We start from the raw sequence: 20,015 nt of genomic DNA, 5'->3' as shown, positions 1-20,015 counted from the left end.
ATGATTCGGCCCGCGATCAGTTCACGCGCATGATCTGGATCACCGCGGGCGTGATGATCACCACGAAGAGCACCGGCAGAAAGAACAGGATCATCGGCACCGTGAGCTTCGGCGGCAGGGCGGCCGCCTTCTTCTCGGCGTCCGTCATGCGCTGGTCGCGGCTCTCCTGGGAGAGCACGCGCAGGGCCTGCCCGATCGGCGTGCCGTAGCGCTCCGCCTGGATCAGGGCGGTCGCGACCGCCTTCACGGGATCGAGGCCGATGCGGATGCTCAGGTTCTCGTAGGCGAGGCGCCGGTCGGGCAGATAGGACATCTCGGCCGTCATCAGCGCCAGCTCCTCCGCCAGCACGACCGAGGAGGTCGCGATCTCGGTGCTGACCCGCCTGAAGGCGTGCTCGATCGCCATGCCCGACTCGACGCAGATCAGCGTGAGGTCGAGGGCGTCGGGCCAGGCCTTCCGCACCTCGGCCTGCCGCTTCTTGGCGGCGTTGATGAGGAACAGTTCCGGCGCCTTGATGCCGAGATAGGCCGCCACGATCACCAGGGCGACGCGCACCAGCGTCGGCTGGTCGAGCACCTCCAGCACGAAGAAGTAGAAGATCGCGCCGAGCGTCATCGCCACCGGCATGATGAGGCGGAAGAACAGGAACGCGGTCTCGGATTGCGGACCGCGGTAGCCTGCCTGCATGAGCTTGACCTTTGCGGTCTCGGTGCCGAGCCAGCGGCGCAGGTCGAAACGCTCGACGACCTCCTTCATGTAGGTCTTGGTCTCGACCCGGAGCGTCGCCCGGGTCGAGGCCTTGTCGCGCTCTCGGCGGCGGATCTGCTCGCGCTCGTCGCTGACGAGCTTCATCCGCTTGGCGAGCTTGTCGGATTCAAGCAGCGGCTGGGCGATCGCGAAGGCGGTCGCGGCGGCGGCGATCGCGGTCAGCACCGTGCCCAGGGTGCGGGCATCGAAGAGCCACGCGGCGATCTGCTCAAGCATTGCGGGAGGCCTCCGGATCGGCCGTCAGAAGTCGAAGGCGATCATCTTCTTGATGGTGAAGATCCCGGCACCCATCCACAGGGCCGAGGCCACGAGCGCGATCTTGCCCGCATCGGTCGTCCAGAGCAGCGAGATGTAGTCGGGGCTCGTCAGCGTGGTGATGCCGGCGACGCCGAAGGGCAGGGCCGCGATGATCGAGGCCGAAGCCTTGGCCTCCATGCTCATCGCCTGGACCTTGCCCGCCATCTTCCGGCGCTCGCGCAGCACACGCGAGAGGTTGTTCAGGGCCTCCGAGAGGTTGCCGCCCGATTGCTGCTGGATGCTGATGACGATGGCGAAGAAATTCACCTCCGGCACCGGCACCCGCTCGTAGAGGCGCGACACGGATTCGGCGAGCGAGAGGCCGAGCGCCTGCGTCTCGATGATGGTGCGGAACTCGCTGCGCACCGGCTCCTCGGCCTCGCGCGAGACCATGCGGAAGCAGTCGCCCACCGGAATGCCGGTGCGGATGCCGCGCACCACCACGTCGACGGCGTTCGGCAGCTCGGCCGTGAACTTCGCGATCCGGCGCTGGCGCAGGGTGCGGAGCATGTACTGGGGCACGCCGAGAGCACCCACGAAGGCGCCGCCGAGCGCCACCAGGGGGCTCTCGGTGATCATCAGGAGGATCAGGGCCAGCGCGAAGCCGATGCCGGCCGAGACGCTCCAGAAGGTCTTGACGCTCCAGGGCAGGCCGGCGCGGGCGATCTTCAACTCCAGCGTGACCTTGGTGGTGCCCTTAGCCTTTGCGTCGATCTCGCTCAGCGTCTTGGCGATCTGGTCGCGCCGGCTCACGCCGGCCACCCGCACGGAGGCGTTGCCGGCGGGCAGCGTCATCGTCTTCAAGCGCTGCGCGGCGCGCCGCTCTCCGCCCATCAGCGGCAGCACGAAGACGTAGACGAGGCAGGCGGCCGCGAAGGCGCCGAGCCCGATCGCGATCCGGGGATCGACCGCGCCGCTCACGCCGCCGCTCCCGTCTCGGCGGCGTCGAGGGCCGCCGAGAGCTTCTGCTCCAGCCCATAGTAGCGCGCTCGCTCCCAGAATTTCGGTCGGCCGATCCCGGTCGAGCGGTGGCGTCCGATCAGGCGGCCGTTCTGGTCCTCTCCGACGATGTCGTAGAGGAAGACGTCCTGCGTGGTGATCACGTCGCCCTCCATGCCGATCACCTCGGTGATGTGCGTGATCCGGCGCGAGCCGTCGCGCAGGCGCATGGCCTGAATCACCACGTCGATCGAGCCGACGATCATCTCGCGCAAGGTCCGCGAGGGCAGCGTGAAGCCGCCCATCGAGATCATCGACTCGATGCGGGAGAGGCACTCGCGCGGCGAGTTGGCGTGGAGCGTGCCCATCGAGCCGTCGTGGCCGGTATTCATCGCCTGGAGGAGGTCGAAGGCCTCCGGTCCGCGCACCTCGCCGACGATGATCCGCTCGGGCCGCATGCGCAGGCAGTTCTTGACGAGGTCGCGCATGGTGACCTGACCCTGGCCCTCCATGTTGGGCGGGCGCGTCTCGAGGCGGACCACGTGGGGCTGCTGCAGCTGCAGCTCGGCCGCGTCCTCGCAGGTGATGATGCGCTCGTCGTGCTCGATAAAGGCGGTGAGGCAGTTCAGGAGCGTCGTCTTGCCCGAGCCCGTGCCGCCCGAGATCACCACGTTGCAGCGCGAGCGCCCGATGATCTTCAGGATCTCGGCGCCCTCCGGCGAGATCGCGCCGAAGCGCACGAGCTGGTCGAGGGTGAGCTTGTCCTTCTTGAACTTGCGGATGGTGAGCGCCGGGCCGTCGATGGCGAGCGGGGGCGCGATCACGTTGACGCGGGAGCCGTCCGGCAGGCGCGCGTCGCAGATCGGCGAGGCGTCGTCGACGCGCCGTCCAACCTGGCTGACGATGCGCTGGCAGATGTTCATCAGCTGCTGGTTGTCGCGGAAGCGCACGCTCGTCAGCTGGATCTTGCCGCTGACCTCGATGAAGGCCCGGTTGGCGCCGTTGACCATGATGTCGGCGATGTCGTCGCGGGCGAGCAGCGGCTCGAGCGGGCCGTAGCCCAGCACGTCGTTGCAGATGTCGTCGAGCAGCTCCTCCTGCTCGGAGATCGACAGGACGATGTTCTTGAGGCCGATGATCTCCGAGACGATGTCGCGGATCTCCTCCCGCGCGGTCTCGCCGTCGAGGCGGGCGAGCTGGGCGAGGTCGATGGCCTCGATCAGCGCGCCGAAGATCATGCTCTTCGTGCGGTAGTAGTCCTCCGAACGCTGCGTCTCCACGACGACCGGTGCCGTCGCCGGGATCGGATCGGAGCGGCGGGCGGGGGCGTCGGGCTGGACGAGGACGGGGGCGGTGGGCGCCTTCGGCACCGGCGCGGCCGCTACCGAGGCGCCGACCGGGACGGCCGGGCTGGCGGCGGTCTGTCTGCGACCGAACATGGCGGGCCTCCTCGGGCTCTCGGGGCCGGACTCAGGACGCCTTGCGGCGGGCGAGCTTGGCCAGGAGTGGCTGCAGCGGTTCGAGCAGGTTCGTGCGGGTCCGGCGCGGCTCGGGCCGGCCGAGGATCGTTGCGGAAAGTTCCGAGAAGATCTCGGCGACCTTCGAGCCCGCCTGCACCTCGGCGATCATCTGACCGTTGTTGGCCGCCGTGCCGAACAGCGCCGGCTCGAAGGGGATCGTGGCCGCGAGCGTCGTGTCGAGCGCCTTCGCGAATTCCGCCGCCCCGATCTCCGGCCGCTTGGGCAGGCCGATGCCGTTGAGGACGACGCGCGGGGCCCGGTCGTTCGGGCGCCCGTGCTGGAGCGCGGTGAGCAGGTTCTTGGCGTTGCGCAGGGATGCGAGGTCCGGCCCGGCCACGACCACCAACTCGTCGGCGCCGGTGAGCACCCGTCGCGACCACGCGCTCCAGAGATGGGGCACGTCGAGCACGATGCAGGGCACGGCCGCGCGCAGGTGCTCGATCAGGCCGTCGAAGGCGGGCTCGGCGAGGTCGATCGTGCGGTCCAGGGTGGCGGGTGCCGAGAGCAGGCTCAGATGATCGCTGCACTTCGAGAGCAGGCGCTCGACCAGCGCGGAATCGAGGCGCTCGGGCGCGAACACCGCCTCGGCGATGCCCTGGGGCGGATCCTGGTTGAAGTTGAGGCTCGCGGTACCGAAGGCGATGTCGAGGTCGGCGATGACCGTCTGCAGCTTCTGGCTGCGGGCGACCGTCCAGGCGAGATTGTGGGCGATGGTCGAGGCGCCGACGCCGCCGCGCACGCCGCAGACCGCGACCGTGCGGCCGACCGGCTTCACGCCCGGCGCCGAGAACAGGTCGGAGATCGAGGCGATCAGGTCCAGCGGATCGACCGGCGCGATCAGGTAGTCGCTGACGCCGCGCTGGATGAACTGACGGTAGAGCCCGACGTCGTTGACGTGGCCGATGACGATAACTCGGGTACCCTCGTCGCAGACCTCGGCGAGCTGGTCGAGATATTCGAGGGGCTTGGTGCGGGACCCCTGCGTCTCGATCAGGATGACGTTCGGTGTCGGCGCGTTCCGGTAAGCCTCGACCGCGGCGGCGGCGCCGCCCATCTGGACCTTGAGGTGAGCTTTCTGCAGGCGCCGGTCGGCGCCCGCGCTCTCCACGGCCGCGGCGGCCTCCGGCGTCTCGCAGTAGGCCTGGATGGTGATCCGCGGCACCGGTGCGATCATGCGCTCGGGTGTCTCGGAAGGGTCCGGCATGGGTCTGGTGTTCCGTCTCGGATCCGGAGCGGGGAGGTTCGCGGTAGGGGCTGGTTCAGAGGCCCAGGCGGCTGCTCACGTTCGTCTGGCCATCCTGCCGCCAGTTGGTTGACGGATCCTTGCCTTCGCGCACCTGACCGATGTCCTTGACGCGTCGCGCCGTGTCGAGCCGCCCCTCGGTGCGACCGCGCACGAGATCGATCGGGTCGGCGATCTGGGCGGCGACGTTGGACTGCGTGGCGCAGCCGAGGTTCCAGGCGGGCTCGTTGCGCAGGTTCGTCATCGGGGTGCTGAAGCCGAGATCCTGCGGGTAGAGCCCGCACTTGTCGGCGACCTGCGCCTGGAGGCGCTGGAAGCTCAGGCGTACCGGCGCCGCGAGGCCCGGATTGGCCACCGGATAGCCGGCGACCACGAACTCATGCGAACCCACGCCGCCCGTGGCCGCGAGGCGTCGCAGGGCCAAGAGCGTGCGCTCAGCGGCCGCCCCGGCGCCCGGCCCGACGCCGCGCGGCACCTCGACGGTCAGCGTCCCGCGGCCGTAGCGCCGGTACTCCAGCACGAAGGCGTCGATGTCGGCGGTCTGGCGCGGGTCGAGATGGCCGACGCCGGTCGGAAAGACGTCGAGCATCCGCGTTCCGTCGGTCAGGACGATCGGGTGCCGGGCCCGGTAATCGTGGGGGTAGAGCGAGCCGGTGGTCGCGCGGTCGGCCTGGCAGCCGCCGAGCGCGGTGCCGACGAGGACGGCGAGGGCCGCGGCGGCGCGGCGGGTCGGACGGGGCAGGAGGGGGTTCATCGCGCGGAAGGATCCTGGTCGGGGCGCAGGCCCGGGCGATGCCGCCCGAGGAGTCTCGGTTGCCGGGAGGCGGCTCAGTCGGTGATGAAGCCGACGCGGCCGCGATAGGAGCGGCCGAGCGGCTGCGCGCCCGCCACGCCATAGAGGCGGTTGATCTGGCCGAGCAGCACACCCTGGCCGTCGGTGGCGTCCACGAAGCCCTCGTCCGGCCGGGTGACCTGCCGGGTCTCGATCGGCTTGGCGATGTAGGGCGTCACCATGATCATCAGCTCCGTTTCCTGCCGCTGATAGTCACGGCTGCGGAAGAGGGCGCCGAGGATCGGCAGGTTGACGAGGCCGGGGAGCCCGGCCACCGCCGCCTTGCTCTTCTGCTGGATCAGACCCGCCGTCATCATGGTGCTGCCCGAGGGCAGCTCGACGGTGGTCTCGGAATTGCGCACCGTCAGCCCCGGCACGGCCGCCGTCGCGTTGCCGCTGACGAAGCTGTAGGAGTTCGCCGGATCGATCTCGCTGACCTCTGTGCCGACGCGGATCGAGATCCGGTTCTCGGACTGGACCACCGGGGTGAAGTTCAGGCTCACGCCGTACTTCTTGAAGGCGATGCCGACCACGCAGGTGGGCTGCTGGCCGGCGACGAGGGCCGGCGTGCAGGACTGGCTCGAGGGCACCGGAAGCTCGCCGCCGGCGGTGAACTTGGCCGATTCGCCCGAGATCGCGGTCAGCGTCGGCTCCGCCAGGATGCGGGAGACGCCGGCCTGCTCGAAGGCCTTCAGCGTCGCCGTCAGGCTCGCGCCGCCCGCCCCGTTGATCGTGCCCGAGATCAGGTTGCCGGTGGGGAACTGGCCACCGGAGATCGCCAGGGGTGCGGCGTTGACGAGGTTGAGGTTCGACCAGCCGCCGCTCAGGTTGACGCCGAGCTGCTTCAGCACGGTGCGCGAGACCTCGGCGACCGTGACGCGCAGCATCACCTGATCCTTGCCGCGGATCGTCAGGTTGTTGATCACCGCGCCGCGCGCGCCGCCCGCAATGCCCGCGCTGCTGGCCCCGCCGCCGCCGCCGGTGCCCACGAAGGCGTTGGCGATGTCGATGGCCTGCTGGGCCTCGGCCGCCGAGTTCACCGAGCCCGAGAGCAGAACGGAATCGCCGCTGGAGCGTACGTCGAAGCGCCCGCCCGAGATGCTCTGGCCGAGGATCTGGCGCAGCACGCCGAGGTTGAGGTCGCGCGCCACCGTGACGTCGAGGGCGGCGATCTGCCGACCCTCCGCGTCGAGGATGAAGATCGAGGTGGTGCCGTTCTCCATACCGATGACGAAGACCTTGCGGGTGGAGCGCACCACCGCGTTCGCCACCTTCGGGTTGGCGACGAACACCTCCTTGGCGTCGCGCGGCAGGTCGACGATCACCGAGCGCCCGGCCGTCATCTCGACCTTGCGCGACGCGTTCGCTTCCGCGTTGCCGATCGTGATGGCTGGCGCCGGGCCGAAGGCCTGACGCTCCTGCGCGGCAAGCGTCACCGGAAGGAGCGCGAGGCCGAGGGTGAGCGCGGCGCGCAAGCGGGCGGAGATGTGGGGCATCGCGGCCATCACCGGGTGGATTGCTGACGGGCGACGCCGAAGCGCACGACCGTGAGGGCGTTGCTGGTCTGTTGCGGCTCGGGCTCGGCGACGCGGCCCGAATCGGCGAGGCTCCGGAGCGACAGCGAGAGCGCGCCGACCTTCTGGGCGAGGGTGATGGTCTCGGCCTGCGAGGGCGTGAGCGCGAGCGTCGCGGTCTCGCCGGTGACGACGTTCGTGCCGTTCTTCTCTTGGATCAGCTGCCCGACCGCCAGAACGCGCACGTCCGTGAGGATCGTCTGCGCGGTCTGCACGTCGGCGCCGCTGGAACGGGAATTGTCCTCGTCCCGGGCGGTGCGGATCACGTCGACCCGGTCGTTCGGCAGGATGAAGCCGCCCGCCGAGTTGGTGCCGCGGCTGTCGGTGACGATGGCGACCGCGCGCATGCCCGGCGGCAGGATCGCCGCCATGAATCCGCTCTCGGGCTTCACGAGCTTCTGCGGGCGCACGGGCTCGCCCGGCAGGAAGGGCGAGCGCACGGTGGCGCCGACCGTCTCCTCGAGAGCCTTGGGGTTGCTCCTGCGGGCGATGTAGCCGGAGGCCAGGGCGTCGTCGGGCCATTTCTGCCAGCGCAGGTCGGCGGCCTGGAGCACCTGCCCCATCGGCAGCTCGGCTGCGGCCACCAGGACCTCGCTGACCGGCGCGGGCGGCGGCGCCTCCACCCGCACGACCGGCGGCGGGGGCGGGGGGTCCCCACCGCTCATCAGGAACGCCGCCCCACCGCCCGCGACGAGGGCGATGGCGAGGACGGCAAGGCGTGCTGGTTGCATGTCGGCCCACGGCATCCGCGACGGCGTGAGGTTCGCCGTCTGGACCAGTTTGCCCGGCCATTCGTGTAAGTATGGTTAAGCGGAGGTCACCGCCCGCGATCGTGACTGTCCCGATACCGGGTGATCATGCCGAGAGTGCGCGCGCCCAGACGATCGTCTCGGGAAACACGAGAAGTGCTGCGGAGGCCAGAGCGATTCCGTACGGAATGCCGGTCTTGGCGTCGTGCAGGTGCAGGACGAAGGGCAGGCGCGCCGCGGCTCGGGGCAGGGGGTGGCTGCGCGCGGCGAGGATCGCCAGCGTCAAGCCGCCGCCGAGCAGCGAGGCGACCAGCAGGTAGTCCACGAGCCCGTCGAAGCCGAGCCAGAGGGCGGTCGCGGCGGCGAGCTTGGCGTCGCCTCCCCCGATCACCCCGAAGGCGAACAGGCCGAAGGTGACGGCCAGCACGAGGGCGGCGGCGCCAAGATGCAGGCCGATCTCCTCCACGGACATCAGGCCGGTGCAGGCCAGGGCCGCGAAGGCCGCCACGAGCGCCAGCGAGATCCGGTTCGGGATCAGCATGGTGAGGAGGTCGCTCGCCGCGGCGTAGGCCATCAGGAACGGGAAGATCACCAGGATTCCGAGCGTTGCCATGGCGTCTCGTGCTCGCGGCGGGCGTGCGGACAGTCGGCGCGGTGCCCGCGGGCGCGCCGAACGCGACGCGGCCGATCCCGCGCGGTGGCGGGATCGGCTGCGTCGCCGGTGAGGGGCGGCGCGTCGCTGGACCGCCGTGACGCTGGTCCGGCGCGCCGGTCGGATCAGTTGAGCTGAGCCGAGATCGAATTGAACTTCGCGTTCAGCTGGGTGCCGATGATCTTGAGGGTGCCGATGATGACGACGGCGATCAGGGCGGCAATCATGCCGTACTCGATCGCGGTGGCGCCGGATTCGTCGGAAGCGAAGCGCTTGAAGACAGACTTCATGAGAACGATCCTTGGTGCAACGACTTGCGAGGGCCGTCGAAGCTGCGAGGTCTCGATCGGCGACGGGGGCAGGATGTCTCAGGGCGCCTTGATATTCGGTTAAATGGAACGTCCTCATACGCGCCTCGCGAGGCGGCGCTGAACTTGGTGAAGAGGTGGTTAGCGAGCTGTCGGCGCTAGCGGAATCCTTTTGTTGAATGAGGATTTAAGCTGTTTGGGAGGTCCGTCCTGCGCATCGCCGGTGATAGCGCGGACCTGCTGGGCCGGTGCTTTGCGGCCCCGCCCCGATAGGGAGCGGACCAATACGGCGTGGGCGTGCGCCTCCCGGCCCGCCGGCGCCTCCGCGGGGTGCTGCGCCCCCGGACCGCTTCCGAAAGCAAGCTCCCCGCTCGCGCCAAAATCCTCGTTGACCGGCCCTGCACACTTAAATAGATTATGTTAATCATGATAGGGATGCCGATCCCGAGTGGATCGGGCGATGGCGGGACGATGACCCGTCGAAGCCGTTGAAGGAAGAAACGGTGAGAAACCCAAATCGCCCCGCGCGTCGGGCCTGCCGGTGTGACGGTCTCCGGTGACAGGCTTAGGTTGGCCGAGGTTCGGTTGGGCCTCATGTCAGGGCCGGCCGAGGCCGGCAGTGAGGCGCCGAGCTTCCATCTTTACCCGCACGCCAATCAATAAAACATCATCCGAATAGCCCAATTCCCCAAAACTCAGTCATGCAGGTGTAGAATATAATAATCTATCTAACTGGAAATACTAATCGGCAATGTCGGCAAGTGCGCATGTAATTTTGCATATTTTCAATTTAGCGCCGCAATAAAACGTCTAAATCGGATAGATCATCGTTCGAAAAGCCGCAAAAATTTTCCGATCAGAAGACACCATGAAGGCTGATCAATGATCCTGGACGATTCTCCGAAAACCCATCCGCCTTCACGGCGAAGGACCGTCGAGTGGGACGATCCACGTACCACCGCCGCGGCGGGGCAGAGTCTTGCCGGGGTCGATTTCCTGCGCGCGCTCCTGGCTGGCGAGATCCCGCCGCCGCCTGCGATCCAACTGCTCGGCATTGAGTTCGTCTCGGTCGATCCGGGCACGGCCAGCATGCGCATGCCGGCCGCGGAGTACCTCTTCAATCCGCTCGGCTCCGTCCACGGCGGCTCCCTGGCGACGCTCCTCGACAGCGTCATGGGGTGTGCCGTGCACTCCACGCTGCCGGTCGGTCGCGGCTACACGACCCTCGAGTTCAAGATGAACTTCCTGCGCCCGGCGACCGGGCGCTCCGGCCTGCTGACCGCCGTCGGACAGGTCATCCACGCGGGTCGTCAGCAAGCGGTGGCCGAAGGCCGTCTCAGCGACGAAGCCGGACGCCTCGTCGCGACCGCGAGCACGACCTGCCTCGTCTTCGATCTGCCCGTAACCGGGGCGCCTGTCTCGGGCGGATGATCGAGCAGACCCTTCACCGTGCACTTCCCGCTTCAGCGAGTCTTCCGATGACGTCACGTCAGATCGTTCTCTGCCATCCTGTCCGTACGGCGATCGGCGCCTATGGCGGCAGCCTCAAGGACGTCGCCGCGACGGAACTCGGTGCGGTCGCGGTCCGGGAAACCCTGCGCCGCGCCGGCCTCGACGCGCGGCGGCTCGGCAGCGTGACGATGGGGAACGTCGTGCAGGCTGGCAACCGCATGAACCCAGCCCGGCAGGCTGCAGTTAGCGGCGGCGTGCCGGTCACCGTTCCGGCGCTGACCGTCAATCGCGTCTGCGGCTCGGGCGCGCAGGCCATCACGACAGCGGCCGACGAGATCCGGCTCGGCCATCACGACGTCGCGGTGGCGGGCGGCATGGAGAACATGGACCGGGCACCCTACTTGATGGAGGGCGGGCGCTGGGGCCATCGGATGGGCCACGCTCAGATCCTCGACAGCATGCTCAACGACGGCCTGGTCGATGCTTTCTCGGGGGAGCATTCCGGCTGACACACCGACGAGCTGGCAAATCGGTCCCAGATCGGCCGGGAAGCGCAGGATGCCTGGGCGGCTCGCTCCCAGGAGCGGTTCGCGAAGGCGCTCGCGGCAGGCGCGTTCGAGGCCGAGATCGCGCCTGTCGAGGTCAAGGGCCGCAAGGGCGTCGAGACCTTCGCGCGGGACGAGGCGCCACGTCCTGAGACGAGCGTGGAGACGCTGGCGCGGCTGAAGCCGGCCTTCCGCAAGGACGGGACGATCACGGCCGGCAACGCGCCGGGCCTCAATTCGGGCGCCGCCGCGATGGTAGTGGCCGAGCGGGGCTTTGCGGACGCCAACGGGCTCGACACCTTCGGGCGCCTCGTCGCCTACGGCGTCGGCGCCTGCGAGCCTGGCCTGTTCGGTCTCGGGCCCGTCCCTGCGGTCCGGCAGGCCCTGGGGCGGGCCGGCTGGTCGCTGGGCGACCTCGACAGGGTCGAGATCAACGAGGCGTTCGCGGTGGTGCCGCTCGCCGTCGCGAAGGACCTGGGCCTGCCCGAGGATATCGTCAACGTCGAGGGCGGGGCCATCGCCCACGGCCACCCGATCGGCGCGACCGGCGCGGTTCTGACGACGCGCCTGCTCCATTCGCTGCGCCGGGATGGGCTCAGGCGCGGGTTGGTCACGCTCTGCATCGGTGGCGGCCAGGGCATCGCGCTGGCCATCGAGACCGCCTGAGCAGGAATGCTCGATGGTGGATCCTCAGGCGATCCCGGGCTTGCAACGCCTGCCTTCGTGAGGGTCCCGTCGTGGACACGTGCACGCAACGCCTGCTGGAAGCGCCTACCGTGCCGATTGCGACCCGGATGACGGCGCCAGTGTCGCGGCCTTGCCGGCCGCGGAGGAGTAAAGGCACGCCATGTTGCTCGACCCGCCCGCGGCCTCGGGTTGGCGCCGTCTCCGAAGACGTCGCTGATCTTCGAGGCGCGGCTCGCCGACGAGGGCCGGCTCGTCGCGAACCCGCACAGGCAGTGATGGCGCCTATGCCTGGACCGAACATCTAGAACACTGACAAGACACACATAATGCGATCTCATCCCGGCATCTACGCAAGGCCTTTCGACCTCAACTTTCGACCTCAAACTGGTAAATTAGTCATCCGGTTTGGGTCAGGGCGAGATATTCGGCACCGGAAGGTTATTTTTCGATCAACTAGGCTCCGAATAGGCTCCGAACGGCCATAAAAGGGAAACTCAGACTCGTAGAGCCATGCTCCAAAAGGTTCCGCTTGCCGAATGCTTCGCCCAATATGGCGGCAATCTTCGTTGCAAGACTGGGCCTTGCTTGACTTAACGCACAAACCGACAACGGCCGTGCACGACGTTCCGAGATCGAACGGTGAAACGATCGTGCGCCCGGCTCCAGCGCATCGCTGGCCTGCGCGCCTGTGCTGAAAGATGCGTTGCGATCGCGCCGAGGATGGCGACACCATCCGCGACGAAGCCGTTGCACGAGGCGAAGTCGATGGTCAACAGCGTGCAAGCACAGCCGCCGACCTCATCGACCGCTCGGAGGAAGGCCGCGCCGTCATGCCGGAGATGCAGCGCCACTGTGCTGCCCGCGATAGCAGGATGATCACAATGTGTGCATCAAGATTTCTCTTGCAAAGCAGAGGGTTGAGCGGAAATTCGATTAAATCTTGATCGACCGCGGCAGCGACACCGCACGTGTCGGATAATCCAGCGCCCACCATCATCGAAGCATCCCGAACGATCGATGCCTCGAAAGTTTTGCTTCAATCGTCCTTCGATGATGAAAGCGCCGGCACTGGTTCTCGGATCACAGGTCCGCGGCCTCATGACGTTGGCCGTGCGCAACGGCGACTTTCTTCATGAGCTGGGTGAGAATCTGCCGCTCTCCTGAGGAGAGGACAGCCACGGTCGCTTCATGAGCCTGCCGGGCGGCATCGGCCATGGCATTGTGAATTTTAATTCCTTCTTCGGTCAATCGACAGCTTTGTGCGCGACGGTCCGCCGTCGAGGTCGTCCGGCTAACCAGGCCGCGCGCTTCGAGGCGACGGAGCGCTCCCGTCGTCGTCGTTCTATCCAGAGCTACAGCGTTCGCTAGCGTCGTTTGATCGGCCTCTATCCGAGACAACAACTCCGACAAAAGGCTGTACTGAAGAGGCGTAATGCCGAACGCGCCGCATCGTTCGGCAAAAAGACTGACATGTATTTGGTGCAACCGCCGAATCAAAAACCCAGGACGTTCGGCCAGCGGCCAGGATCGTTCTGAGACTTCAGGCTTCCGGAGTTCCGGGTGCCTGTCGGGTGCGAAAGCGTCACCCTCGTTCTTTCCTGCACCATCAACCATCGCCGCCCCCCCCTCCTTCACCAGCTCACACTGGCACGGATCATGCTACCTCTGAAAATACGAAGCATGCTTCCTTTTTTGGAAATATTCTGCCTATTCTCGATCGGACAATGAGACTCAACGGACAAGGTGGTGTGATGAACGAGACCCGCTATGACCTGATCCTGCGCGGTGGGCGTGTCATCTGCCCAGCATCCGGCATCGATGGCGTCCGCGACGTGGCGGTGCAGGGCGGTCGCATCGCGGCGATCGAGGAGACGATCCTGCCCTCCGCCGCCGCCGAGGTCGTCGACGTCTCGGGCAAGCTCGTGCTGCCCGGCATGATCGACACCCACGCCCACGTCTACCAGTACGTGACCGGCCGCTTCGGCCTGAACCCCGACATGGTCGGCGTGCGCTCCGGTGTCACCACGGTGGTGGACCAGGGCGGCCCCTCCTGCATGACCTTGCCGGGGTTCCGCCACTTCATCGCCGAGCGGGCCGAGACGCAGGTGCTCGCCTTCCTCTCGGCCTACCTGGTCGGCGGCCTTGAAGGCCACTTCTACCCGAACCTCTACAGCCCGGACGGCGTGGACATCGACGCCACGGTGAAGTCCGCGGCCGAGAACCGCGACCTCGTGCGGGGCATCAAGGGCCATGCCGAGATCGGCGGCTTCGCCCGCTGGGGCATCAAGGTGATGGAGATGGCCGCCGAGATCAGCCGGCGGGCAGATCTGCCCCTCTACGTGCATTTCGGCCAGCTCTGGGGCCTGCCGGAATCGGGCGCCAATGGCGAGGATGCCGACACCATCATGGAGCGCGTGATCCCGCTGCTGCGCCCCGGCGACGTGCTGGCCCATCCCTTCACCCGCCACCCCGGCGGCTTCATCAACGAGCAGGGAGAGGTCCACCCCATCATCCGGGCCGCGATGGACGCGGGGCTGAAGGTCGATGTCGGTCACGGCAGCCACTTCTCCTACCGCGTCGCCCGCGCCTCTCTGCCGGCGGGCGTGATTCCCTACACGCTCGGCGCCGACATGCACGGCTACAACACCGAGGTGCCCGAGGCACCTCGGCCCGCCGGCACGCCGGACGAGCACCACGACGACGAGAACCACCCCTTCCTCGGCCAGGCCCGCTTCAGTCTAACCCAGGCGATGAGCTCGATGATGGCGCTCGGGCTATCGCTGGAGGAGGTGGTGCCGATGGTGACCTCGCACCCCGCCGAGATGCTGCGCATGAGCGACCGCATCGGCGCCCTCAAGGTGGGTTTTGCCGCCGACGTCTCGGTGCTCCACGACGACCGCGGCCGCTTCCTGCTGCGCGACAACGAGGACACGAAGGTCGTGGCCGAGCGCCTGCTGCGCCCCGCCTTCTGCCTGCGCGCCGGCCGCCGCTTCGACTCCGATTCGCCGATCCTGCCGCAGGCGATCGCGGCCTGATGGCGGCCCCCGGGACTGCTTCCTCCGCGGCGTCGGGCTTCGTCCTCGCCGCGCCCGAGCCCGCCGATCCCCGGCTTGCCTGGGAGAGGCTCGACGATGCGGCGCGGGGCGCCTGCTACGACAACAACGCGGGCGTCCCCGACAGCGCCGCGCAGGTCGCGGCCCGCAACGCGGCCTCGGCCGCCTACCGGGCCGCGCACCCGGCCGGCCTCGACATCCCCTATGCGGGGGCCGAGCGCACCGCCTTCGACATCTATCCGGCCGCCGATCCCGGCGCGCCGTGCCTGGTCTTCGTGCACGGCGGCTACTGGCAGCGCAACGCGCGCTCCGACTTCGCCTGCTTCGCCGAGGGGCTCAACGCCGCCGGCTGGTCCGTGGCGATGCCGGGCTACACGCTCGCGCCGGAGGCGAGCCTCGCCGGCATCGTCGCCGAGATCGGAGCGGCCCTCGACTGGCTCGCCGAGCATGGGGCGGGGCACGGGCTCGGCGGCCCGATCGTCCTGTCGGGCTGGTCGGCCGGCGCGCAACTCGCCGCCATGAACCTGGGTCACCCGGCGGTGACGGCGGGGCTCGCGATCTCCGGCGTCTACGACCTCGCGCCGATCCGCGAGACCTACCTGAACGAGAAGCTGCACCTGACGGACGCGGAGATCGCGACGCTGTCGCCCCTGCGGCTGCCCGTCGTCGCCAAGCCCATGGCCATCGCCTACGGCAGCCGCGAACTGCCCGCCCTCGTCCACGACGCGCGCAACCTGCACGCCCGGCGCGCCGCCGCCCACGCGCGGGGCGCGCTCCTGCCGGTGCCGGGCGCCGACCACTTCTCGATCCTCGACGCGTTCCGCCGGCCCGACGGCCTTCTGGCGCGCGCGGCACGCGACCTCCTTGAGGGAGCTTCTCGATGAGCGACACGGTCCCGCCGGGGGGCGTCCTCGCCCGGGGCAGCCTCGCCCAGGGCGTCGGCGCGCCCCTGCCCCGCAAGGAGGACGACCGCCTGATGCGCGGGCGCGGCCAGTATGTCGGCGACCTGCGCCTGCCCGGCCTGCAGGACGTCGCCTTCGTGCGCAGCCCGCTGGCCCACGCCCGCATCCGGGCGATCCACGTTCCGGAAGCCTATCGCGACCGCGTCTTCACCGCGGCCGATCTGGAGAGCGTGCAGCCGATCCGTGCCGTCTCGGGGCTGCCGGGTTTCAAGGTCTCCGAGCAGCCGGTGCTCGCCGCCGGCAAGGTCCGTCAGGTCGGCGAGCTGGTGGCGATGTGCGTGGCCCCCACCCGCGCCGAGGCCGAGGACATCGCTGCCGCGATCGTGCTCGACCTCGAGGAGCTGCCGGCCGTCCACGACATGCTGGCGGCGCGCGCGCCCGGCTCCGCCCTCGTCCACGAGCACTGGGGCGACAACGTCTTCCTGGAGACGCTGGTCGACATCGACATCGCGGCCGCCCTCGACGCGCCGATCAAGGTCAGCCGCACGATCTCGACCGGGCGCCAGTGCATGGCGCCGATCGAGGGCCGCGGCACCGTCGTCCAGCTCGACCACCGCCTCGACCAGCTCGTGGTCCACACCGCGAGCCAGATGCCGCACATCGTGCGCAACGGCCTGTCCGAGTGCCTCGGAATCGAGCAGGGCCGCATCCGCATCGTCTCGCCGGACGTCGGCGGCGGCTTCGGCTACAAGGCGATCCTGCTCGCCGAGGACGTGGCCCTGTGCTGGCTGGCGCTCCGCCGCGGCCACCCGGTGCGCTGGCTGGAGGACCGGCGCGAGCACCTCACCGCCAATGCCAATTGCCGCGAGCACCACTACCGCATCACGGCCTACGCGGAGCGCGACGGCCGCCTGCGCGGCATCGACTGCGAGGCGACCGTCGATTCCGGGGCCTACTCGGCCTACCCGTTCTCGGCCTGCCTGGAGGCCGCGCAGGTCGCCAGCATCCTGCCGGGCCCCTACGACTTCCCCGCCTACCGCTGCCGCACGTGGTCGGTGGCGACCAACAAGTGCCCGATCCTGCCCTACCGGGGGGTGGCCCGCACCGGCGTCTGCTTCGCCCTCGAACTCGTGCTCGACGCGGTCGCGCGCGAGGCGGGACTCCCGCCGGAGGTCGTGCGCGAGAAGAATCTCGTGCGGCCCGAGCAGATGCCGTTCGAGAACATCACGCGGAAGCACTTCGACAGCGGCGACTACCCGCAGGCGCTGGCCCGCGCGCTCGCGGCAATCGACGTGGAGGCCGTCCGCGCCCGCCAGCGCGCGGGCGAGCCCGACGGGCGCCGGATCGGCCTCGGCCTGTCGGTCTACTGCGAGCAGGCGGCCCACGGCACCTCGGTCTACTCGGGATGGGGCATCCCGATGGTGCCGGGCCACGAGCAGGCCTCCGCGCGGCTGACCCCGGACGGCGGGCTGGAACTGCGGATCGGCGCGCATTCGCACGGCCAGGGCCTGGAGACGACGCTCGCCCAGGTCGCCCACGAGATCCTGGGCGTGCCGGTGGCGCGCACCCGCCTCGTCCACGGCGACACCGCGATGACGCCCTACTCGACGGGCTCCTGGGGCTCGCGCGTGATGGTGATGGCGGGCGGCGCGGTCGCCGCCGCCTGCGAGGAATTGCGCGACCGCGCCGTCAGGATCGGCGCCCACCTGCTCCAGGCGCGTCCCGAGGATTGCCGCTTCGCGGGCGGCCACGTGGTCGGGCCCAACGGCGACGTGCCGCTCGATGCGATCGCCCGCACCTGGTACCGGCGCCCGCAGGACCTCGCGCCCGACACCGACCCGGGCGGGCTCGAAGTCACCGCCGGCTACAAGCCGCAGCGCGATTCCGGCACCTTCTCGTATGCGGCCCACGCGGTCGTCGTCGCGGTCGATCCCGATCTCGGGGCGGTCGAGATCCTCGACTACGTCATCGTCGAGGACGGCGGCACACTGGTGAACCCGCTCGTCGTGGACGGCCAGATCTACGGCGGCCTCGCGCAGGGCATCGGCACGGCGCTGTTCGAGGAGATGCGCTTCGACGCCCGCGGCCAGCCGCTCGCCTCGACCTTGGCCGATTACCTGCTGCCGGGCCCCGCCGAGGTGCCGATGGCGCGCATCGACCACATGGAGACGCCGTCCCCCTACACGCGCTTCGGCCAGAAGGGCATCGGCGAGGGCGGGGCCATCGCGCCGCCCGCGGCGCTGGCCAACGCGATCAACGACGCGCTTAGCCCCCTCGGCGTCGAGCTGCTGCACAGCCCTGTCACCCCGCACCGGATCGTCGAGGCGGTGCTCGCCGCCAAGCCGGCGCAGACCCGCGCCCGGGAGGCCGCATGAAGCCCGCCGCCTTCGCCTGGGAGCGCCCGGCGAGCCTGCCCGCGCTCCTCGATCGTCTTAGGCAAGCCACGGGCTCCGTGAAGCTGATCGCGGGCGGCCAGTCGCTCGGGCCGATGCTGAACCTGCGCCTCGTCGAGCCGGACCTCGTCATCGACATCACCGGGATCGCCGAACTCCGCCAAGCCCGCATGGAAGGCGGCACCCTCGTGCTCGGCGCCTGCGTGACCCATGCCGACATCGAGGACGGGCGCGTGCCCGACAACACCGGCGGCGCCCTGCGGCGGGTGGCGTCCGCCATCGCCTATCGGCCGGTGCGCAACCGCGGCACCGTCGGCGGCAGCCTCGTCCACGCGGACCCCGCCGCCGACTGGGTGAGCGCGCTGACCGCGCTCGGCGCCGAGGTCGAGATCGCCGGCCGCGGCGGCCGCCAAACCCTCCCCGTGGAGCGCTTCATCACCGGCGCCCTCGACGTTGCGCTCGGGCCCGACGAGATCCTCGCCGCGGTCCGGGTTCCGGCGCTGCCGGACGGCGCGGCCTGGGGCTACGTCAAGCACTGCGCCAAGATCGGCGAGTTCGCCCACGCCATCGGCGCCGTGCGGATCGAGCCGGCGGCGGGCCGCGGCCGCGCGGTGATCGGTGCCGTCGACGGACCGCCCGTCCTGCTCGCGGATGCCCGCCCGCTGTTCGGTGGCCGCATCGGCCCCGACTTCGCCGCGCGGTTCGAGCCGCGCGTCGCCGACGCGGCGCTCGCCGAGGCCGGCATGGCCGACCGGGTCGCGCGCCACGTCCACGTCACGGTGCTGGCCCGCGCGGTGGCGCAGGCGGCACGCCCGACCCCCCTGTCCGTACCGGAGGCCGCATGAGCGCCGCCCTCGCCGCGCCCCCCGGCCGCATGGCGCCCCCCGGCCGCATGGCGCCCCCCGGCCGCATGGTCCTCGCGCTGACGGTGAACGGTGTGGACCGGCGGATCGAGGCCGAGCCGCGCAGCCATCTCGGCGACGTTCTGCGGGACGGGCTCGACCTCACCGGCACGCATCTCGGCTGCGAGCACGGCGTCTGCGGCGCCTGCACGCTTCTGCTCGACGGCGAGCCGGCGCGCGCCTGCCTCACCTTCGCCGGCGCCTGCGCGGGTGCCGCCGTCACGACAATCGAGGGCCTGGACGACGACGCCGTCGCGACGGAGCTGCGCGCGGCCTTCAACCGCGAGCACGCGCTCCAGTGCGGATACTGCACGCCCGGCATGCTGGTGGCCGCGCGCGACCTCGTGCTGAGGCTGCCCGAGGCCGACGAACGCCGGATCCGCGTCGGGCTGTCGGGCAATCTCTGCCGCTGCACCGGCTATGCGGGCATCGTGCGGGCGGTGATGAGCGTGATCGCCGACCGCCGCGCCCGGGGCATCGGCCCCTCTGCGGGCAACGAGCGCGGGCTCGGCCCGGTCGGGGCCCGGAACGGCGAGGCGGTTGCCGCGCTCGCGCCGCCGGCACGGACGGCCGCGGCGCTCGCGCCGGCCCGGAGCTTCACCCAGGCCCAGGACCTCGCCGAGGCTTTCGCACCGGCCCAGAGCTTCACCCAGGCCCTCGACCTCGCCCATCCGCCCGAAGCGGTCTTCGCGCTCCTCGCCGATATCGAGGCCGTCGCGGCCTGCCTGCCCGGTGCCGTCCTGACGGCGCGGCCCGCGCCCGACATGGTGGAGGGCGGACTGCAGGTGCGGATCGGCCCAATCGCTGCGACCTTCCGCGGCCGCGCCCGGATCGAGCAGGACGCGGCGGCGCTGAGCGGCCGTGTCCGCGGCGCCGGCGCGGATGCGGGCGGGCGCTCGGCGACCGAGGGCGAGATCCGCTACCGGGTTGGCCCTGGCCCGGCCCCCGGTACGGCGCGGCTCGACCTGGAAGTCGGCTACACCCTGACCGGGCCGCTCGCACAGTTCGGGCGTCCCGGCCTCGTGCGGGACCTCGCCGGCCGGATCAGCGCGGATTTCGCCCGCAACCTCGACGCCCGCCTCTCGGGCGTCGCCGCCCCGGCGCCCGCCGACCTCAACCCGCTGCGCCTCCTCCTCGACCTCGTCCGCTCCCGCCTCGCGGCGTGGCGCGGACGCGCCTGATCTCGTCCCGAGCCTCA

16 protein-coding genes and 1 pseudogene are annotated in these 20,015 nt (G+C 69.8%); 7 read left to right on the top strand and 10 right to left on the bottom strand.

Annotated features, from left to right (window positions below):
* Window positions 1-16: 16 nt before the first annotated feature.
* The 9 genes from DK427_RS23890 to DK427_RS23850 form a co-directional block, all read right to left on the bottom strand.
* The gene (locus DK427_RS23890) at window positions 17-985 is read right to left on the bottom strand and encodes a type II secretion system F family protein (protein WP_109953551.1); all 969 of its coding nucleotides are present in this window, start codon (window positions 983-985) and stop codon (window positions 17-19) included.
* 24 nt (window positions 986-1,009) lie between these two features.
* Window positions 1,010-1,987, bottom strand: a complete 978-nt coding sequence (locus DK427_RS23885) for a type II secretion system F family protein (protein WP_245930695.1) — start codon at window positions 1,985-1,987, stop codon at window positions 1,010-1,012.
* The gene (locus tag DK427_RS23880; RefSeq protein WP_109953550.1) at window positions 1,984-3,444 is read right to left on the bottom strand and encodes a TadA family conjugal transfer-associated ATPase; all 1,461 of its coding nucleotides are present in this window, start codon (window positions 3,442-3,444) and stop codon (window positions 1,984-1,986) included. Before DK427_RS23880 ends, DK427_RS23885 begins: the two co-directional genes overlap by 4 nt.
* A gap of 31 nt (window positions 3,445-3,475) precedes the next feature.
* Window positions 3,476-4,729, bottom strand: a complete 1,254-nt coding sequence (locus DK427_RS23875) for an AAA family ATPase (protein ID WP_109953549.1) — start codon at window positions 4,727-4,729, stop codon at window positions 3,476-3,478.
* 55 nt (window positions 4,730-4,784) lie between these two features.
* Window positions 4,785-5,522, bottom strand: a complete 738-nt coding sequence (locus tag DK427_RS23870; RefSeq protein ID WP_109953548.1) for a CpaD family pilus assembly protein — start codon at window positions 5,520-5,522, stop codon at window positions 4,785-4,787.
* A gap of 74 nt (window positions 5,523-5,596) precedes the next feature.
* Entirely contained in the window at window positions 5,597-7,105 is a 1,509-nt protein-coding gene (locus tag DK427_RS23865) for a type II and III secretion system protein family protein (RefSeq protein WP_109953547.1), read from the bottom strand.
* The gene (gene cpaB, locus DK427_RS23860) at window positions 7,105-7,905 is read right to left on the bottom strand and encodes a Flp pilus assembly protein CpaB (protein WP_109953546.1); all 801 of its coding nucleotides are present in this window, start codon (window positions 7,903-7,905) and stop codon (window positions 7,105-7,107) included. The genes DK427_RS23865 and cpaB overlap by 1 nt, the downstream gene beginning before the upstream one ends.
* A 124-nt stretch (window positions 7,906-8,029) precedes the next feature.
* On the bottom strand, window positions 8,030-8,536 hold the full coding sequence (locus DK427_RS23855) for an A24 family peptidase (protein ID WP_109953545.1): 507 nt from the start codon (window positions 8,534-8,536) through the stop codon (window positions 8,030-8,032).
* A 164-nt stretch (window positions 8,537-8,700) separates the two neighbouring features.
* Window positions 8,701-8,865 carry a Flp family type IVb pilin gene (locus DK427_RS23850; RefSeq protein WP_109953544.1) on the bottom strand — a complete coding sequence of 55 codons (165 nt, stop codon included), beginning with the start codon at window positions 8,863-8,865 and terminating at the stop codon, window positions 8,701-8,703.
* Window positions 8,866-9,765: 900 nt separating this feature from the next.
* On the opposite strand from DK427_RS23850, the gene DK427_RS23845 reads away from it, so the two are divergent.
* Window positions 9,766-10,314 carry a PaaI family thioesterase gene (locus tag DK427_RS23845; RefSeq protein WP_204165231.1) on the top strand — a complete coding sequence of 183 codons (549 nt, stop codon included), beginning with the start codon at window positions 9,766-9,768 and terminating at the stop codon, window positions 10,312-10,314.
* 47 nt (window positions 10,315-10,361) lie between these two features.
* Window positions 10,362-11,546: pseudogene (locus DK427_RS23840) on the top strand (thiolase family protein).
* A gap of 1,101 nt (window positions 11,547-12,647) precedes the next feature.
* On the opposite strand, the gene DK427_RS23835 reads toward DK427_RS23840, so the two are convergent.
* Complete coding sequence (locus DK427_RS23835) at window positions 12,648-13,181, bottom strand: MarR family winged helix-turn-helix transcriptional regulator (RefSeq protein WP_109954355.1); 534 nt, start codon at window positions 13,179-13,181, stop codon at window positions 12,648-12,650.
* Window positions 13,182-13,318: 137 nt separating this feature from the next.
* On the opposite strand from DK427_RS23835, the gene DK427_RS23830 reads away from it, so the two are divergent.
* From DK427_RS23830 to DK427_RS23810, 5 genes are read left to right on the top strand one after another with little or no spacing between them, the layout of a single operon-like run.
* Window positions 13,319-14,602: an amidohydrolase/deacetylase family metallohydrolase gene (locus DK427_RS23830; RefSeq protein ID WP_109953543.1), complete on the top strand. Its 1,284-nt coding sequence runs from the start codon at window positions 13,319-13,321 to the stop codon at window positions 14,600-14,602.
* Entirely contained in the window at window positions 14,602-15,504 is a 903-nt protein-coding gene (locus tag DK427_RS23825; RefSeq protein WP_109953542.1) for an alpha/beta hydrolase, read from the top strand. The genes DK427_RS23830 and DK427_RS23825 overlap by 1 nt, the downstream gene beginning before the upstream one ends.
* Window positions 15,501-17,897 (top strand): xanthine dehydrogenase family protein molybdopterin-binding subunit, encoded by a 2,397-nt coding sequence (locus tag DK427_RS23820; protein ID WP_109953541.1) that lies wholly within the window; start codon window positions 15,501-15,503, stop codon window positions 17,895-17,897. The genes DK427_RS23825 and DK427_RS23820 overlap by 4 nt, the downstream gene beginning before the upstream one ends.
* Entirely contained in the window at window positions 17,894-18,760 is an 867-nt protein-coding gene (locus tag DK427_RS23815) for an FAD binding domain-containing protein (RefSeq protein WP_109953540.1), read from the top strand. The genes DK427_RS23820 and DK427_RS23815 overlap by 4 nt, the downstream gene beginning before the upstream one ends.
* Complete coding sequence (locus DK427_RS23810) at window positions 18,757-19,998, top strand: xanthine dehydrogenase family Fe-S subunit (RefSeq protein WP_425452503.1); 1,242 nt, start codon at window positions 18,757-18,759, stop codon at window positions 19,996-19,998. Before DK427_RS23815 ends, DK427_RS23810 begins: the two co-directional genes overlap by 4 nt.
* Window positions 19,999-20,015 lie beyond the last annotated feature (17 nt).

Origin of the sequence: Methylobacterium radiodurans, from assembly GCF_003173735.1 — a bacterium.
Lineage (GTDB): Bacteria > Pseudomonadota > Alphaproteobacteria > Rhizobiales > Beijerinckiaceae > Methylobacterium > Methylobacterium radiodurans.
The sequence above is the reverse complement of the archived record's forward strand: the minus strand, read 5'-3'. Positions and strand labels throughout refer to the sequence as shown.

Excerpts from the sequence above, each read along its gene's own strand:
- DK427_RS23890 (WP_109953551.1), bottom strand. The coding sequence starts at position 985 with ATGCTTGAGCAGATCGCCGCGTGGCTCTTCGATGCCCGCACCCTGGGC.
- DK427_RS23880 (WP_109953550.1), bottom strand. The coding sequence starts at position 3,444 with ATGTTCGGTCGCAGACAGACCGCCGCCAGCCCGGCCGTCCCGGTCGGC.
- DK427_RS23875 (WP_109953549.1), bottom strand. The coding sequence starts at position 4,729 with ATGCCGGACCCTTCCGAGACACCCGAGCGCATGATCGCACCGGTGCCG.
- DK427_RS23870 (WP_109953548.1), bottom strand. The coding sequence starts at position 5,522 with ATGAACCCCCTCCTGCCCCGTCCGACCCGCCGCGCCGCCGCGGCCCTC.
- DK427_RS23865 (WP_109953547.1), bottom strand. The coding sequence starts at position 7,105 with ATGGCCGCGATGCCCCACATCTCCGCCCGCTTGCGCGCCGCGCTCACC.
- cpaB (WP_109953546.1), bottom strand. The coding sequence starts at position 7,905 with ATGCAACCAGCACGCCTTGCCGTCCTCGCCATCGCCCTCGTCGCGGGC.
- DK427_RS23855 (WP_109953545.1), bottom strand. The coding sequence starts at position 8,536 with ATGGCAACGCTCGGAATCCTGGTGATCTTCCCGTTCCTGATGGCCTAC.
- DK427_RS23850 (WP_109953544.1), bottom strand. The coding sequence starts at position 8,865 with ATGAAGTCTGTCTTCAAGCGCTTCGCTTCCGACGAATCCGGCGCCACC.
- DK427_RS23845 (WP_204165231.1), top strand. The coding sequence starts at position 9,766 with ATGATCCTGGACGATTCTCCGAAAACCCATCCGCCTTCACGGCGAAGG.
- DK427_RS23835 (WP_109954355.1), bottom strand. The coding sequence starts at position 13,181 with ATGGTTGATGGTGCAGGAAAGAACGAGGGTGACGCTTTCGCACCCGAC.
- DK427_RS23830 (WP_109953543.1), top strand. The coding sequence starts at position 13,319 with ATGAACGAGACCCGCTATGACCTGATCCTGCGCGGTGGGCGTGTCATC.
- DK427_RS23825 (WP_109953542.1), top strand. The coding sequence starts at position 14,602 with ATGGCGGCCCCCGGGACTGCTTCCTCCGCGGCGTCGGGCTTCGTCCTC.
- DK427_RS23820 (WP_109953541.1), top strand. The coding sequence starts at position 15,501 with ATGAGCGACACGGTCCCGCCGGGGGGCGTCCTCGCCCGGGGCAGCCTC.
- DK427_RS23815 (WP_109953540.1), top strand. The coding sequence starts at position 17,894 with ATGAAGCCCGCCGCCTTCGCCTGGGAGCGCCCGGCGAGCCTGCCCGCG.
- DK427_RS23810 (WP_425452503.1), top strand. The coding sequence starts at position 18,757 with ATGAGCGCCGCCCTCGCCGCGCCCCCCGGCCGCATGGCGCCCCCCGGC.